Below are 16113 nucleotides of genomic sequence, written 5' to 3'. Positions count from 1 at the left end.
TGCGTGTGCATGACGATAGGGCGGCTGTTTCGGCGTGGCCCTTGAGTCGCCTACGAGAAACCTGTGAGGGCTCGGGCCCTTGACCCCCGCCGTGACCCCCGGCTTACCGTGGCCGCCCCGAACAGGAGCACCCCGCCCATGACCAGCCCGTACGTGCGCGAGATCACGCGCGAGGAACATCTCGCCCACCTGCGGCTGCACCCCGACGCGAGCCATCTGCAGATCCCCGAGTGGGCCGAGGTGAAGCCCGACTGGCAGGCGGAGAGCGTCGGCTGGTTCGAGGACGAGGCGAGGATCGCGACGGCACTGGTCCTGTACCGGCCGCTGCCCGGCACCCGGCGCCGTCTCGCCTACCTCCCCGACGGGCCCACGATCGACTGGCTCGGCCCGCGCCCGGAGCGCCTGCTGGATCCCCTGGTCGCCCATCTGGAGAAGCGCGGGGCGTTCTCGGTGCGGATCGGGCCGCCGGTCGTCGTCCGGCACTGGGACGCCGGCACGGTGGCGGCGGGCATCGCCGACCCAGGCGTCCAGCATGTGCGCGAGCTGCCCGCGGCAGACGTCGACGGGTTCGCGCTGGACGCCGGGGAACGGCTGCGCGGGCTCGGATGGCGGCGGTGCGCACAGGACGAGGACAGCGGCTTCGGCCCCGGGCAGCCGCGGTACGGCTGTCACATCCCGCTGGCGGGCCGCTCGGTGGACGAGCTGCGCGAGGCCCTCGCACCGCACTTCGAGCAGTCCCTGCGCACGGCCGAGTCGGCGGGCGTCCGGGTCTCCTGGGGTACGGCCGCCGACCTGCCCGACTTCTACCGCCTCTACGCCGCGACCGCCGCCCGCGACGGCTTCCGGGCCCGTCCTCCGGTCTACTTCCGGCGCATGTGGGAGTCCCTGAACGCCGAGGACCCCGACCGGCTGCGGCTCTATCTCGCCGAGTACGACGGTGAGGTGCTCTCCGCCGCGCTGATGATCAACGTGGGCTCCCGGGTCTGGCACTCCTACGCCTCGTCCGGCCGCCGGGGCCGGGAACTGCGGCCCAGCAGCGCGCTGTTGTGGCGGATGCTGTGCGATGCGCGGGCGGCCGGTGCCGAGACGTACGACCTGCGTTCCGTCACCCCCTCCCTCGACGAGGACCGTCTGCTGGGCCGGCTCCACTTCAAGACGGGGGCGGGGGGCCGGGTCGTGGAGTACCTCGGCGAGTGGGAACGGCCGGTGGGGCTCCAGGGGCGGGTGCTGCAGCGGGCGTTGGGGGTGTATCTCGGCCGCAGGTGACCCGGCTGCCGGCCGCGGACGCACCCCCGCCGCAGACAACCCCGCCACCGACCGCGGACGCACCCCCGCCGCAGACAACCCCACCGCCGACCGCGGACGCACCCCCGCCGCAGACAACCCCACCGCCGACCGCGGCGCTCGGCGGGTCACTTTCTGCCCTGGAGCCGGGCCGCTCGCTCCCTTATCTCCGGGAGCAGGGCCTTGAGGGCGGCGCCGGGGCAGGTCGTCGTGTAGGCGTCGCCGTGGGCCGCGAGGGCGGGCAGCGTGGCGGTGGTCCCTTTGGTGTAGCGGCTGTGGCTGTTGCTGGAGGTGAGACGGACGGTGGCGCGCGGGTCGATGCCGGCGAGGCCGAGTTTCCAGGCGGCCAGGGCGGCGATCGCGTCGGCCATCGCCCGAGGGACGGCGGCGCCCGCGGTGAAGGTGCCGAGGGCGGCGATGCCCGCGGTGCGGTGGTTGAAGCCCAGGGTGTGGGCGCCGGTGACGGGACGGTCGACACCGCCCGCACGGCCCTCGTAGATGGTGCCGCAGCGGTCGACGAGGAAGTTGTAGCCGATGTCGTCCCAGTTCCGGGCGCCGGTCTGGCCGGCGGCGAGGTAGCGGATGATGCGGGGCACGTCGGCGCAGGCGTAGTCGTTGGGCGAGTCGGTGTGGTGCACGAAGACCGCGAGCACCTTGTCGTCGTAGTGCGGGGGCGGCGGGGTACGGGCGGCGCTGTTCGCCTCACCGCCGACGGCCCACACCGCCCTCGGCACGATGTGCGGCCTGACCGCCTCGTGCGGCGCGAGCCGGTGCCCCGCCACCGCGGCGGCCCTGGCGGACCCGGCGTCCACCGCGCGCTCGACCCCCTTGACGCACAGCACAAGCCCGAGAACGGCGGCGAGCCCGGGGACGCAGGCAAGCGCGAGCCCTGTGCGGCTCGCGGGGCGTATTCGGGCCGACCGCCGCCTTCGCATCCCCCGGGCTCTTCGGACACGCATGGTCCCACTGTCGGACCGATCGGCGCCGCCCGCGATGTGTGCTGTGCCACCCGGTGGAACCATCGTCCTGGTCCACGACGTTTTTCCAGGTGCACGCACGCGTGGCCGGTTCCTGGCGCCACGCGCGCGCGTAGCTGATCACTGGACGCCTCGCCTGCGTACTGAAGGTTCCGAAAGAGAAGGGCGGCTCCGTGGACGTGCTCGACATCCTGCTGTTGCTGGTGATCGCCGCGTACGGGGCCTCCGGCTACCGGCGCGGCCTGGTGGCCGGCTGCGTCTCGTTCGCCGGCTTCGTCGGCGGCGCGGTCGTGGGCGTGTGGGTGCTGCCGTGGATGATGGACCTGGTGACCCCGGGGAGCACGGCCGCGACGGTGACCGCGGTGCTGACCGTGCTGGTCCCGGCCGCGGTCGGGCACGAGCTGGCAGGACGGCTGGCGCTCAGGCTGCGCCGGGAGCTGGACCAGGGGCCGCTGAGAGTCGCCGACGGTGTCGGCGGGGCCGCCGCCAACTCCGTCGCCGTGCTCATCGTGGCCTGGGTCGCCGCGAGCGTGCTCGGTGCGTCCTCGTCCCCGCTGGTGACCACGGCCATACGGGACTCCGCCCTGCTCGGCGCCGTCCAGGACTCCATGCCGGAGACCACGCCGTCCTGGTTCTCCCGGGCCACCTCCGCGCTCACCGAGGCGGGCTTCCCGCAGGTCTTCAACCCGTTCGAGAACGAGTCGACGGCCGAGGTCGCCAAGCCCACCGGCGACAGCGTCACGGCCGCCGCCACCGACGCCGCCAAGCTCAGCACCGTCAAGATCGAGGGCGCCTCCGGCACCCAGGGCCGCGAGGGCAGCGGCTTCGTGTTCGCGCCGCAGCACGTGATGACCAACGCGCACGTGGTGGCCGGCATCGACAGACCCAGCGTCCGGATCGGCGGGGTCGGGCAGGTGTACGAGGCACGGGTGGTGCTGTTCGATCCGGACAGGGACGTGGCCGTGCTGTACGTCCCGGATCTGCGCGCGCCGGTGCTGCGCTTCGACGACGGCGCCTCGCGGGGCGACTCCGCGGTGGTCGCGGGCTATCCGCAGGACGGCGACCTGAACCTCCAGGCGGCCACGGTGGCCAATCGGGTGAAGGCGACCGGCCAGAACATCTACGGCAATGCCACCGTCACCCGCGAGATCTACTCGATCCGCTCGACCGTCCGCCCCGGCAACTCCGGCGGCCCGCTGCTGACCACCTCGGGCAAGGTCTACGGCGTGGTCTTCGCCCGCTCCACCTCCGACGACGAGACGGGCTACGTCCTGACGGCCGACGAGGTCGCGGGCGCCGCCGAGAGGGCGGCGGACGCCACGTCAGCGGTGGACACGGGCGAACTGGTCACGTCCTAGCGCGACGGTCTCCCCGATGATGAGAGGGCCGGTCCCTTTCGTCCTCGCGGAGGCCCCCGTGTTCTTCCTGATCTCGTCGCCTCAGAGACGGCGCCCCATGAGCACGTCGTCGACGTACTCCCCCGCCAGCAGGAACTCCTCGGGCAGCACGCCCTCGACCGTGAAGCCCTCGGACTCGTAGAGGCTGCGGGCCGGGGTGTTGTGGCCGAGGACGCGCAGGGTGAGGCGGCGGGCGCCCCGGCGGCGGGCCTCCTCGGTGATCGCCCGGATCAGCGCCCGGCCGACACCGCGTCCACGGGCCCGGGCGCTGACGACGAAGCCCTGGATCTGGCGCACATGGGCGTTCGCGTCGAGCCCGGTCGGGAGACCCAGACGGACGTACCCCAGGATGCGTCGGTCGGCCTCGGCGACCAGGCAGTCCCCGGGGAGGTGACGTTCGTCGAAGAACGGCCGGTAGGGCGGCCGCTGTTCGGGCAGGACCTCGTGCAGGGGCGACCACTCGGCGCGGTCGAGGCGGGCCAGCTCCTCTTCGTCGTCAGGGAGGGCGAGGCGTATGGACAGCTGGGACATGACCGTCAGCCTACGGCGGGGGTACCGGAACCAGACATCGCTTTTACCCACCCACCAGGCAGGATGAGGTCATGCAACTTTCAAGAATCGCGGTGGCCGGAGCGTCCGGACTGATCGGCTCGGCGCTGGTGCGGTCCCTCACCGCGGACGGGCACGAGGTGGTGCGCCTGGTGCGCCGGGAGCCCCGGGACGAGTCGGAGATCCGCTGGGATCCCGAGGCCGGGCGGGTCGACACGGCCGGGCTCGCCGGGTGCGACGCCGTGGTCAACCTCGCCGGGGCGGGCGTCGGTTCGCGGCGCTGGACGGAGGCGTACAAGAAGCGCATCCACGACAGCCGGGTCAACGGCACGACCGCTCTCGCCAAAGCCGTCGCCTCCCTGGACGAGCCGCCGCGGGTCTTCGTGAACGGCAGCGCGATGGGCTACTACGGCGAGACTGGCGACCGGGTCGTCGACGAGAACTCGCCCGCCGGCCGGGGTTTCCTGCCCGAGTTGTGCGTGGAGTGGGAGGAGGCGGCCGCGCCCGCGCAACAGGCGGGCGTACGGACCGCGTTCACCCGCACCGGTCTGGTGGTGGGCCGCGGGGGCGGCGCCTGGGGCAAGCTGTTCCCGCTGTTCCAGGCGGGGCTCGGCGGGCGGATGGGCGACGGGGTGCAGTACTGGTCGTTCATCGCCCTGCACGACGAGGTGGCCGCGATCCGCCACCTCCTGGAGACCGACGGGCTGTCCGGGCCGTTCAACCTCACCGCCCCGGAGCCCCTGACGAACCGTGAGATCACCGAGGCGATGGGGCGGGTGCTGCACCGGCCGACGCTCTTCCCGGTCCCCGCGCCGGTACTGCGGGCCGTGCTCGGCGAGATGGCCGGGGACGTACTCGGCAGCGCACGGGTGCGGCCGACGCGGTTGCTGGAGTCGGGGTTCACGTTCGCGTTCCCGGACATCGACGGGGCGATCCGCGCGGCGTGAGAGGTCCGGTGGCCGTCTGTGACGACATGCGACCGGCGTGCGACCGTGCCCTGTCGATGCGCGACTGCTCCTGACCGTTCACCGCCCTACCCTCGACCCGAACTCGGGTATCCCCGGAGCCTGTTGGGGGCATGACGTCTCCACCGGCCGCGCAACCTCGAGGAGGGGCACGTGCTTGAGCCCGCGTACCAGGCGGACGTCGTGATCGTGGGAGCCGGGGTCGCCGGACTCTCCGCGGCGCATCGGCTGACCAGCCAAGGAGTGACCGTCGCGGTGTTGGAGGCCGCCCCCGGTGTGGGCGGCCGCATGTCGACGGAGAAGGTCGACGGCTTCCGGCTCGACCGGATCGGACAGTTGCTGTCCACGGCGTATCCCGAACTGCGGCTGACACCGGGGCTCGACGGGCTCGTACTGCGCCCGTTCGCGCCGGGGGTCCTGCTGCACGGCGACGGGCGTCACCACCGGGTGGACGCTCCGGCGGGCGCCCGGAGCGCGAGGGGCGCACTGCGCGCGGTGCGCGCCCTGGCGAGCGCCCCTCGGGGGGCGCCGGGGCCGGGGCTGGTGGCCGCGTCCCGCAGGGCCGCGTTCCGGGTGCTGCCCGGTGCCGGTCAGGGGACCGTCCCCCGGGCCGCCCGCGGGGCCGCACCGCTCGGCGGTGCCGTCGATCAGGCCAGGCTCGGTGCCGCACTCACCCGCCTCGCCGGCGTGCCCGTCGAACGCCTCCTCGCACGTCCCGAACTGCCCGCCGGGCAGGCGCTCGCGGCCCGCGGGCTGCCCGCGCGCACGATCGACGGCTTCCTGCGTCCGCTGCTCGCCGCGCTGCTGTGCGACCCCGCGCTGACGACGTCCAGCCGGTGCGCCGACCTCGCGCTGCGGGCGTTCGCGGGCGGCCGGCTGTGTGTGCCGGAGGGGGGCGCGGAGGCGCTGCCGGAGCTGCTAGCGCAGACCCTGCCGCCGGGGACCGTGCACACGGGGGTGCGGGTCACGTCCGTCGCGACGACCTCGGTGACCACGGCCGAGCACGGCGAGATCCGGTGCCGGGCGGTGCTGCTGGCGACGGACGCGCGGACGGCCGCCGAACTGCTCCCCGGCCTGCGGGTGCCGGACTTCCACCCGGTGACGGTCGTCCACCACACGACGGACGACCCGCCGCCCCACACGGGTTCCGCCCTGCTGCTGGACGCCGACCGGGGCGGCCCGGTGGCACACACGGCGGTGATCAGCGAGGTCGACCCGAGCCGGGCCCCTGCAGGCCGGGCCCTGATCTCCTCGACGGTCCTGGGGACTCCCCCTTCGGACCTGGAAACGGCCGTACGCAGCCACCTGGCCCGCCTCTACGGCACTCCCACGCACCGCTGGGAGACCCTCGCGGTCCACCACACCCGGGAGGCGGTCCCGGCCATGCCCGCCCCCCACGACCTCCGCCGCCCGGTACGCCTCCTGACGGGCCTGTACGTCTGCGGCGACCACCGCGACACGAGCACGGTCCAGGGAGCGCTGCATTCGGCCCACCGGGCGACTACGGCAATCCTCAAGGACCTGGGAGCAGCAGGCTCGATGCACAGGGCAGACCCCACCCCAACAGCTCAGGCGGCCTGACGGTCACCCGCGCCCCGTCAGGGGCGCGGGGCTGTATCGATTTGCGGCTCCGCCGCGTGGGCGCGCCCAGCCACGACGCAGCGTCACATGGCACACGACGGTGCGAAGTTACGGCGCGAAGGCCCTACCCCAGCGCAGCAACCTTGTCCCGATAACTCCGAACCGGCGCCGCATCCTTATAGGGCTCCAACCGCCGTTCAAAGTCCCGCACATACTCCACCGCCCGAACCGACCGCATCTCCGCCGCCTGCCCCGCCGCCTCCACAGCCAATGCACAGGCCTGATCCAACTCCCCCAGCCCCAGCCTCGCGGAGGCCAGCACCACCCGGCAGAACAACCGACTCCGCGCATACGCCGGCGCCCGCAGCTGAAGCGAGCGCTCGGCGTGCTGCGCCGCCGCCCGGAACTGCTGCAGATCCCGGTGGCAGTGCCCGAACTCGTCCGCCAGCTGTGCCTCGTCGAAGAACCGTGCCCAGTGCGGGACTTCGTCACCGGGACGCGCCGCCTCCAGCGCCCGTTCCGCGCGGACCAGTGACGACGTGCACGCCCGCACCTCGCCCAGCACCCCGTGCCCGCGCGCCTCGGCCGAGTGCAGCAGTGCCTGGACGACCGGCGGGGCCGTCGTACCGACACCCTGCTGGGCCACCCGCGCCAGCTGGATCGCCTCCCGGCCGTGCCCCAGGTACACCGCCTGCCGGCTCATCGTGACCAGCACATACGCCCCGTACGCCCGGTCCCCCGCGGCCTGCGCGAGCCGCAGGGCCTGCACGAAGTACCGCTGCGCGAGCCCGTGCGCCGCGATGTCGTACGACGTCCAGCCCGCGAGCCGGGTCAGGTCGGCCGCGGCGGCGAACAGCCTGCGCCCGGTCGTCTCGCCGTACGTGCCGCGCAGCATCGGCTCGCACTCGTGCTCCAGGTAACGGACCAGGGCCTGCCGGGCGTGCCCGCCGCCGTACTGGTCGTCGAGGGTGCGGAAGAGGTCGCCGACCGAGGCGAGCGCGGCGATGTCGCCCCCGGTGACCTTCTGACCGCGTGCGCGCTCGGCCTGGCCGCGCTGCCGGGGCACCACCGGGCGTCCCTGGGGAGGGATCCGGAGGGCGGGCTCGCCGCGGGCGACCCGGTCGTCGGGGCGGCCGATCAGCCAGTCACGGCTCGGCACGACCAGGCCGGCCGGGGTGAAGGCGATCTTGCGCAGTTCGGCGTGGCTGCCGGAGTCCTTGCGCCACAGCCCGCTGACGATGTCGACGGCCTCCTCGGGGCCCGCGGCGAACTCCAGCCCCGCGTAGACGGGTGCGCAGGCGTCGAGGCCCAGGTCCTGTGCGGAGAGCCGGCGGCCGAGCCTGCGGGTGAAGACCTCGGCGATGAGGGCGGGTGTGGTGCCTCGGGGCTGCTGCCCGCGCAGCCACCGGGTCACGGATGTCTTGTCGTATCTGAGATCCAGCCCATGTTCGAGACCGAGCTGGTCCACGCGTCGGGCGAGACCCGCGTTGGAGAACCCCGCTTCTGCGATGAGCGCGGCGAGCTGTCGGTTGGGAGTGCGCTGCGCGGGTCGTTCCGTCATCTGCGGTGCGGTCTCCTGCCTTTCGGGCCGTCACGTGGTCACGTGGTGCCCGGATTGCCTGTGAGCAGCCCTTATGGCCTCTACGAACGGCGCGAATGTAGCGGAGAGTGAGCAGGTGATCGCACGCTTCGACGTTCGTTCATCCGATCGTGTGAGGATTGCCCCCGAGGCTGACGTCCGCGGGGCGGACGTACAGTGGCGTAGGCACCGTTCGTGCCTTACGACCTTCTAGGGAGGCGCTTGCCGTGAGTGGGTTGCGGTTCGTCCGCATGGGGTTCGGTGCGGACGCGGTCGAGTACCAGGTGGCATGGGACGAGCAGCGCCGGGTGCACGCGGCGCGGTTCGAGGACGAGATCCCCGACACGGTCCTGCTGCTCGAACACCCCCCTGTCTACACGGCGGGCCGGCGCACCGCGGACAGCGAGCGCCCCCTCGACGGCACCCCCGTCATCGACGTCGACCGCGGCGGCAAGATCACCTGGCACGGCCCGGGCCAGCTGGTGGGCTACCCGATCCAGAAGCTCCCGCGCCCCGTGGACGTGGTGGCGCACGTGCGGCGCCTGGAGGAGGCCCTGATCCGCACCTGCGCGGAGTTCGGCCTGGAGACCAGCCGGGTCGAGGGCCGCAGTGGCGTGTGGGTGCTCGGCGATCCGGTCGGGACGCGCCCGTTGCTCGGCGGGCTCTCCCTGGACTTCGATCCCCGGCTGACGGACGACGAGTTCGACCCGCGGATGAACGGCCCGGAGTACGCCCCGTCCAACGCCGGGCAGCGCCGCGAGGACCGCAAGATCGCGGCGATCGGCATCCGCGTGGCCAAGGGCGTGACCATGCACGGCTTCTCGCTGAACGTGAACCCGGACAACAAGTGGTTCGACCGGATCATCCCGTGCGGCATCCGTGACGCGGGCGTGGCCTCCCTCGCGGACGAGCTGGGCCGGGACGTGACCATCGACGAGGTCCTGCCGGTCGTCGAGCGGCACCTGAGGGACGTACTGGAGAACGCGGAGCTGAAGCCGAGGGTGATCGAGAAGACACCTGCGGCCTGAGACGGGCAGCGGACTTTCAAATCCACGGGCGTACCCTTGAGCACGCCGAAGAATCAATCGCTAGGGAGCCGGTCGTGTCCGCAGTCGCACCCGACGGACGCAAGATGCTGCGCCTGGAGGTCCGCAACGCTCAGACCCCCATCGAGCGCAAGCCCGAGTGGATCAAGACCCGGGCGAAAATGGGCCCCGAGTACACCGCCATGCAGAAGCTCGTGAAGAGCGAGGGCCTGCACACGGTCTGCCAGGAAGCCGGCTGTCCCAACATCTACGAGTGCTGGGAGGACCGCGAGGCGACCTTCCTCATCGGCGGCGACCAGTGCACCCGGCGTTGCGACTTCTGCCAGATCGACACCGGCAAGCCCGAGGCCCTCGACCGTGACGAGCCGCGCCGGGTGGGCGAGTCCGTGGTCACCATGGACCTGAACTACGCCACCATCACCGGCGTCGCCCGCGACGACCTGGAGGACGGCGGCGCCTGGCTGTACGCGGAGACGGTCCGGCAGATCCACGAGCAGACCGCGGGCCGCGAGGCCGGCCGCACCAAGGTCGAGCTGCTCGCCCCCGACTTCAACGCCGTGCCGGAGCTGCTCCAGCAGGTCTTCGAGTCCCGCCCCGAGGTCTTCGCGCACAACGTCGAGACGGTCCCGCGGATCTTCAAGCGCATCCGCCCCGGCTTCCGCTACGAGCGCTCCCTGAAGGTCATCACCGACGCCCGTGACTTCGGCCTGGTGACCAAGTCCAACCTGATCCTCGGCATGGGCGAGACCCGCGAGGAGGTCAGCGAGGCGCTGCGGCAGCTGCACGACGCCGGCTGCGAGCTGATCACCATCACGCAGTACCTGCGCCCGTCGGTGCGCCACCACCCCGTGGAGCGCTGGGTCAAGCCGCAGGAGTTCGTGGAGCTGAAGGAGGAGGCCGAGCAGATCGGCTTCTCCGGTGTGATGTCCGGCCCCCTCGTCCGGTCCTCCTACCGGGCCGGCCGGCTCTACCAGATGGCCGTAGAGAAGCGTGGTTCCTACGTCGCCTCGCAGGCGGTCTGAGAGTTTCCGATGGCACGGAGTGCCACTCCAAACGTGTGAATCCGAGCACAAGCAACTACCGCTCGGTAGTGGCCGATTGACGCGGTCCCGGACATCCCCGCAGATAGGGGGGTCAACGGGGCCGCGTCCGTGTTTTCGGGCGGGCATCGGGGCTTCATGCGCGTTTGACCGGTCGGTCACGCGCTGGTAACACCATTCAGTGACGCTGTTTGTACACCCCGTGCACCACTCACCAGAGCCGCCATCCCGAGGGGACCTCCATCATGCAGGCCGCGCCGGTTCGCGCCACCGCCATCCCGTCGTTCTCCACTGCACTCCGTGCCGTCGAGTCGCTGCTCCTGAGCAGCGGTCAGCGCACCGCCCGCCGCAACGCCTGGACCTCCGTCCTGGAGGACCGCCGTCGCGCCAAGGACCGGGTCGAGGCGCAGCGCGTCCTGGACCAGACGTTCACCATCAGCTCCTGACGCCTCCCGTTCGAGGGGCGGACACTGCCGTCGTCGGCGTCTGCGGGGCCACGTAGACTTCGGGGCATGGCGAGAAGTGACAGTGCGGCGGATGCCGCGAACCCCGGGCGACTGAAGCAGATCGCCCTGACGTACAAGATGACCCGCAAGGCCGACAAGAAGATCGGCCTGGTACTCGCGGGTGTCTTCCTCCTCATCCTCGGCGTTTTTCTCGCCATCGGTTTTCTGATCGGCCACCCGGTCTACCTCGGCATCCTGGGCTTCCTGCTCGCCTTCCTCGGGACGGCGGTCATCTTCGGGCGCCGGGCCGAGCGGGCCGCGTTCGGGCAGATGGAGGGCCAGCCGGGTGCCGCCGCGGCCGTACTGGACAACATCGGCCGGGGCTGGACGACCACCCCCGCGGTGGCGATGAACCGCAGCCAGGACGTGGTGCACCGGGCCGTCGGCAAGGCCGGCATCGTCCTGGTCGCCGAGGGCAACCCGAACCGGGTCAAGAGCCTGCTGGCCGCCGAGAAGAAGAAGATGAACCGTATCGTCGCGGACGTGCCGGTGCACGACATCGTCGTCGGCACGGGCGAGGGCCAGGTCCCCCTGAAGAAGGTGCGGACCGCCATGCTCAAGCTGCCGCGCGTCCTGACCGGCCCGCAGGTGACCGCCACCAACGACCGGCTGCGCGCGTTGGGCGACCTGATGAGCAACATGCCGTTGCCGAAGGGCCCGATGCCGAAGGGCATGAAGCTGCCGAAGGGCGGCGGCAAGGCCCGCTGACTTCTCTCGTACGACGATGGGGGCGCCCGGTGTGACACCGGGCGCCCCCATCGTCGTGGCCGATCAGCAGTCGCTCTGGGCGGACCTGCCCGCGAACCGGTCGCCGAGCCAGGAGACGACGTCGCCGACGGCCTGGTTGTCGGCGAGCAGATGGTCGCCAGCGTAGATCTTCCAGCCGGTCTTCACGCCCGCCGCGCAGTAGGCGGTGCGGACGGCGTCCTCGGTGGCGGTGGGGATGACCTCGTCGAGGGCGCCGCGGTACTGGAGCACGGGGAAGCCGATCTTGTAGGTCCCGAGGTCCACGCCGAGTTTCTGGGCGTCCAGGACCTGGCCCCAGGTGCGGCCGTCGCTGCCGCGCTGCCGATAGAGCTGGTCGAGGGTGAGCCCGGCCGTGGTGAAGTCCTTGATGCTCTTGCCCGCGAGGGCGGTGACGGTGCCCGCCACGCAGACGGACCTGGCGGTCTTCACGGCCTCCTTGCCCTGGTCGTTGAGGAGCGAGTCGAGGGGCAGGGCCGGGTAGGCGGCCTGGATGCCGACGGCCGCGTCGGCGAGGAAACCGGAGAAGGCCCCGCCGTCGAGCCCGGCCGCCACCTCCCTCAGGTCACCGGGGATGCCGCCCGAGGCGTCGCCGACCACGTTGAGCTCGGGTGCGTAGCCCGCCGCCAGCTGGGCCGCCCACAGACTGGCCGCGCCGCCCTCGGAGTAGCCCCACAGGCCGATACGGGCCTGCCGGGACAGGCCGCTGCCCGGTACCGCGGGGGCGGCGCGGGCGATGTCGAGCAGGGCGTGCCCGGAGTCGGTGCCGGCGACATAGCGGTGCGTCTGGCCGTCGAGGTAGCCGGGACCGTCGGTCGCGGCGACGGCGTACCCGGCCTTGAGCAGGGCCGCGATGTTGTCGCCCTCGTACTCGTCCTGGAAGGCCCCGGCGAGCTGCTTGGAGAACGCGCACTGGGGGCCGAGACCGAGGGTGCCGGGGTGGAAGGCGACGACGGGGCGGGTGCCGGGGCCGGCCCAGGGCGCCGTGGGGACGGCGAGGGTGCCGGAGACCGCGACGGGCCGGCCCTGGTGGTCGGTGGAGCTGTAGAGGACCTTCCACGCGGACATGGCGAGGTTGCCCGGCACCTGGCTCAGCGTGACGGAACGGCAGGCCAGCACGGTGCCCGGAGTGGCGGGAACGGTGGCGGGGGGTGCGTAGACGTCCGCGTCGGCGGCGGTGCAGGCGGCCGCGGCGGGGGCCGGGGGTGCTTCGCAGACGAGACCGCCGCCCAGCAGGGCGGCGGCGAGGGCGGTGACAAGGACGGATCTCTTCATCGGTCCGGCGCGTCCCTTCGCAACGGGGGGAGGTTGCTTGGGTGCTCGACGCTAGGAGCCGTACCGACCGACCCATAGTCAGCCGCCGCGCATGTTCATCGCGGCGGCTGTCAGGACACGACAAAGCGGCTATCAGGACACCGCGAAGACGGGGGGAAGGGTGACCTCGTCGGACGTCAGATGCGTACTTCCACGGTCTTCGCCAGCCGGTCGTGCAGCCCCCGGCCGTCGCGGTCCCAGATCAGGGCCGGGAGGGCGAGGCAGAGCAGGACCGTGCGCAGGAGGGCGCGCGCCGGGTTCACGCGGCCGGTGTCGAGGGCGACCACGCGCAGGCCGAAGAGGCGCTTGCCCGGGGTGAAGCCGATGGTGCCGACCGTGAGGACGCCCATCACGAAGAAGACCAGCAGCGACCAGTTCGAGGTCGACGGGTCGGCGTAGCTCTGAGTGATCAACCGGGATGCAATCAGGACGCTCATCGCCCAGTCCACGGCGAGCGCGCCCAGCCGTCGCCCGGGGCGGGCGATCGCCCCCGGTCCCTCCTCCGGCAGGCCGAGCTGCTGTCCGCGGTATCCGAAGTCGACACCGGCATCCTCGGCGGCCGCGCGGGGGCCGGAGAGCCACGATCCGATTGCATCCCTCTTGTCCACGCGTCCACGGTACTGCCAGCGTTTCGGGATACGGACAGGTGGGGCGGGGCCGACGATGTCCGGTTAACTTGTGCGAAACAAATGGGTCACGCCCGAGAAACCACCCGTCCCTAGGGTCGTGGACAGCGTGTGCCACCGCACTGGCCGCACGAACGAACTACCACCCCGGTCCAGGAACGGTCGGGAGTAGGAGGAGCTGGATGTTCCAGAACGCCGACGAGGCCAAGAAGTTCATCGCGGACGAGGACGTCAAGTTCGTCGACGTCCGCTTCTGCGACCTGCCGGGCGTCATGCAGCACTTCACGCTGCCCGTCGAGGCGTTCGACCCGGACGAGGAGCTCGCGTTCGACGGCTCGTCGATCCGCGGCTTCCAGGCCATCCACGAGTCCGACATGGCGCTGCGCGCGGACCTGTCGACCGCCCGGGTGGACCCCTTCCGCCGCGACAAGACGCTGAACATCAACTTCTTCATCCACGACCCGATCACCGGCGAGCAGTACAGCCGTGACCCGCGGAACGTGGCGAAGAAGGCCGAGGCCTACCTCGCGTCGACGGGCATCGCCGACACGGCCTACTTCGGCCCCGAGGCGGAGTTCTACGTCTTCGACTCCGTGCGCTTCGCCACCTCGGCGAACGAGAGCTTCTACCACATCGACTCCGAGGCCGGCGCCTGGAACACCGGCGCCCTCGAGGACAACCGCGGTTACAAGGTCCGCTACAAGGGCGGGTACTTCCCGACCCCGCCGGTCGACCACTTCGCCGACCTGCGCGCGGAGATCTCCCTGGAGCTGGCGGCCTCCGGCCTCCAGGTCGAGCGCCAGCACCACGAGGTGGGCACCGCCGGCCAGGCCGAGATCAACTACAAGTTCAACACGCTGCTCGCCGCGGCCGACGACCTCCAGCTCTTCAAGTACATCGTGAAGAACGTGGCCTGGCGCAACGGCAAGACCGCGACCTTCATGCCGAAGCCGATCTTCGGTGACAACGGCTCGGGCATGCACGTCCACCAGTCCCTGTGGGCCGGCGGCTCCCCGCTCTTCTACGACGAGGCCGGTTACGCGGGCCTGTCGGACACCGCCCGCTACTACATCGGCGGCATCCTCAAGCACGCCCCGTCGCTGCTGGCCTTCACCAACCCGACGGTGAACTCGTACCACCGTCTGGTGCCGGGCTTCGAGGCGCCGATCAACCTGGTGTACTCGCAGCGCAACCGCTCCGCGGCCATGCGTATCCCGATCACGGGCTCCAACCCGAAGGCCAAGCGCGTCGAGTTCCGCGCGCCCGACTCCTCCGGCAACCCGTACCTCGCCTTCTCGGCCCTCCTCCTCGCGGGCCTGGACGGCATCAAGAACAAGATCGAGCCGGCCGAGCCGATCGACAAGGACCTGTACGAGCTCGCTCCCGAGGAGCACGCGAACGTCGCCCAGGTCCCGACCTCCCTCCCGGCGGTCCTCAACTCCCTCGAGGCCGACCACGAGTTCCTCCTCCAGGGCGACGTCTTCACGCCGGACCTGATCGAGACGTGGATCGACTTCAAGCGGACGAACGAGATCGCCCCGCTGCAGCTGCGTCCGCACCCGCACGAGTTCGAGCTCTACTTCGACGTGTGATATCGCCCCAGGTCAGAGCGGGTTACCGCTCGCCTGGGCCGTGTGTGGGCCGTCGGCCGTGTCCTTCCTCGCCGGAGGGGCACGGCCGACGGCCTTTTTTCGGGCTACGCGCCGCGACCGACGGTCGAGAGCCACGACTCGCCGCCGCTCAGGTCGGCGCATCGGCTTCGCCCGGGCCGAGGACCGCCGTCTCCGTTTCTACGCCATCCAGCAGTACAAGCGGTCATCGCGCCCGACGATGCCGCGAGCCAGCCTGGCCAGATCGCTCAGGATCTTGGTCGCGATGTCCTGGTCAAAGGCCTCTCCATCCGACGCCCGCTCCTCGACCCACGACTGGCTGACTTCAACAAGTCGGGACTGATCGACAGCGGCAAGTGCGCCCTGAAGGGCTCTGGAAGCGGCGAAGACCACAGGGCCCTCCCCGTCGTCGAGGTCGGCGACGGCTTCGGGCTCACCAGCGGCGACAAGCGCATCAAAGCTCCGACCGGTGAAGATGCTCTCCCACTCGATCATGGCCTCTTCAGCATCGAAGTTGCCGTACGACAGCGGCTCGAAAGCCTCATCTGGGCCGCCGTCCACGACCGCAGCCGCAGCGTCGTGACCCGGTGCCACAAAGAACTTGATGACGATGCTCACCGCGGCATCGTGCCTGCTCAACCGCCCCTGGTCTACCCGCCGTCAGCCCGCAGACCGCGACCACTTGACCATGGCAGGCGCCGCCGCCGGAGGACGAGGACGGCAGCCTGGCCGTCCGTACGTCTCGGCCGTCAGCAGACCCTCGGCCCGCCGGGCAGCTGCGTGAGCGAGGCGGAGGACCACGAGGCGGCCAGGCCGGCCCTACCCGAAGAAGTTCCACGGCGCCCCCGTTCCCGTTCCTCGGGACGGAGGTGCCGTCGTATCGTTTCCTGCACAG

At 71.5% G+C, this 16113-nt stretch carries 15 protein-coding genes; 9 read left to right on the top strand and 6 right to left on the bottom strand.

What is annotated here, in order from left to right; translation table 11 throughout:
* Positions 1-138: 138 nt before the first annotated feature.
* The gene (locus tag ABZT06_RS10925; protein ID WP_355738077.1) at positions 139-1266 is read left to right on the top strand and encodes a peptidoglycan bridge formation glycyltransferase FemA/FemB family protein; all 1128 of its coding nucleotides are present in this window, start codon (positions 139-141) and stop codon (positions 1264-1266) included.
* 146 nt (positions 1267-1412) lie between these two features.
* Here ABZT06_RS10925 and ABZT06_RS10920 read toward each other — a convergent pair whose 3' ends face one another.
* Positions 1413-2243: an N-acetylmuramoyl-L-alanine amidase gene (locus ABZT06_RS10920; RefSeq protein WP_355738074.1), complete on the bottom strand. Its 831-nt coding sequence runs from the start codon at positions 2241-2243 to the stop codon at positions 1413-1415.
* Between the two features lie 191 nt (positions 2244-2434).
* On the opposite strand from ABZT06_RS10920, the gene ABZT06_RS10915 reads away from it, so the two are divergent.
* On the top strand, positions 2435-3619 hold the full coding sequence (locus ABZT06_RS10915; RefSeq protein ID WP_355738071.1) for a MarP family serine protease: 1185 nt from the start codon (positions 2435-2437) through the stop codon (positions 3617-3619).
* An 81-nt stretch (positions 3620-3700) separates the two neighbouring features.
* Here ABZT06_RS10915 and ABZT06_RS10910 read toward each other — a convergent pair whose 3' ends face one another.
* Complete coding sequence (locus tag ABZT06_RS10910) at positions 3701-4189, bottom strand: GNAT family N-acetyltransferase (RefSeq protein WP_355738068.1); 489 nt, start codon at positions 4187-4189, stop codon at positions 3701-3703.
* A gap of 71 nt (positions 4190-4260) precedes the next feature.
* Between ABZT06_RS10910 and ABZT06_RS10905 the strand changes: the two genes are divergently transcribed.
* Together ABZT06_RS10905 and ABZT06_RS10900 are read left to right on the top strand one after the other, a co-directional pair.
* Positions 4261-5154, top strand: coding sequence for a TIGR01777 family oxidoreductase (locus ABZT06_RS10905; protein WP_355738065.1), 894 nt, complete (start codon positions 4261-4263; stop codon positions 5152-5154).
* 171 nt (positions 5155-5325) lie between these two features.
* The gene (locus ABZT06_RS10900) at positions 5326-6753 is read left to right on the top strand and encodes an NAD(P)/FAD-dependent oxidoreductase (protein ID WP_355738062.1); all 1428 of its coding nucleotides are present in this window, start codon (positions 5326-5328) and stop codon (positions 6751-6753) included.
* A 124-nt stretch (positions 6754-6877) separates the two neighbouring features.
* Here the strand turns inward: ABZT06_RS10900 and ABZT06_RS10895 are convergent, their stop codons facing one another.
* Positions 6878-8314, bottom strand: coding sequence for a regulator (locus ABZT06_RS10895; RefSeq protein ID WP_355738059.1), 1437 nt, complete (start codon positions 8312-8314; stop codon positions 6878-6880).
* A 245-nt stretch (positions 8315-8559) separates the two neighbouring features.
* Here ABZT06_RS10895 and lipB point away from each other — a divergent pair, with 245 nt between their 5' ends.
* The 4 genes from lipB to ABZT06_RS10875 all read left to right on the top strand — a co-directional run bounded on the left by lipB (position 8560) and on the right by ABZT06_RS10875 (position 11632).
* On the top strand, positions 8560-9360 hold the full coding sequence (lipB, locus tag ABZT06_RS10890) for a lipoyl(octanoyl) transferase LipB (RefSeq protein ID WP_355738057.1): 801 nt from the start codon (positions 8560-8562) through the stop codon (positions 9358-9360).
* A gap of 74 nt (positions 9361-9434) precedes the next feature.
* Positions 9435-10400, top strand: a complete 966-nt coding sequence (gene lipA, locus ABZT06_RS10885) for a lipoyl synthase (RefSeq protein WP_355738055.1) — start codon at positions 9435-9437, stop codon at positions 10398-10400.
* 263 nt (positions 10401-10663) lie between these two features.
* Entirely contained in the window at positions 10664-10864 is a 201-nt protein-coding gene (locus tag ABZT06_RS10880; protein ID WP_355738052.1) for a hypothetical protein, read from the top strand.
* 66 nt (positions 10865-10930) lie between these two features.
* Positions 10931-11632 carry a DUF4191 domain-containing protein gene (locus ABZT06_RS10875; protein ID WP_355738049.1) on the top strand — a complete coding sequence of 234 codons (702 nt, stop codon included), beginning with the start codon at positions 10931-10933 and terminating at the stop codon, positions 11630-11632.
* A 63-nt stretch (positions 11633-11695) separates the two neighbouring features.
* Here ABZT06_RS10875 and ABZT06_RS10870 read toward each other — a convergent pair whose 3' ends face one another.
* Both ABZT06_RS10870 and ABZT06_RS10865 read right to left on the bottom strand, forming a co-directional pair.
* Positions 11696-12943, bottom strand: coding sequence for a lipase family protein (locus ABZT06_RS10870; protein ID WP_355738046.1), 1248 nt, complete (start codon positions 12941-12943; stop codon positions 11696-11698).
* 176 nt (positions 12944-13119) lie between these two features.
* Complete coding sequence (locus ABZT06_RS10865; RefSeq protein WP_355738043.1) at positions 13120-13590, bottom strand: RDD family protein; 471 nt, start codon at positions 13588-13590, stop codon at positions 13120-13122.
* Between the two features lie 200 nt (positions 13591-13790).
* On the opposite strand from ABZT06_RS10865, the gene glnA reads away from it, so the two are divergent.
* On the top strand, positions 13791-15200 hold the full coding sequence (gene glnA, locus ABZT06_RS10860; protein ID WP_355738040.1) for a type I glutamate--ammonia ligase: 1410 nt from the start codon (positions 13791-13793) through the stop codon (positions 15198-15200).
* A 198-nt stretch (positions 15201-15398) separates the two neighbouring features.
* On the opposite strand, the gene ABZT06_RS10855 is transcribed toward glnA, so the two are convergent.
* Positions 15399-15836, bottom strand: a complete 438-nt coding sequence (locus tag ABZT06_RS10855) for a hypothetical protein (protein ID WP_355738038.1) — start codon at positions 15834-15836, stop codon at positions 15399-15401.
* Between the last annotated feature and the right edge of the window lie 277 nt (positions 15837-16113).

This window comes from Streptomyces sp. NPDC005483 (assembly GCF_040606035.1).
In the GTDB taxonomy this organism is placed as follows: domain Bacteria; phylum Actinomycetota; class Actinomycetes; order Streptomycetales; family Streptomycetaceae; genus Streptomyces.
This window is presented reverse-complemented; position numbering and strand designations above follow the sequence as displayed.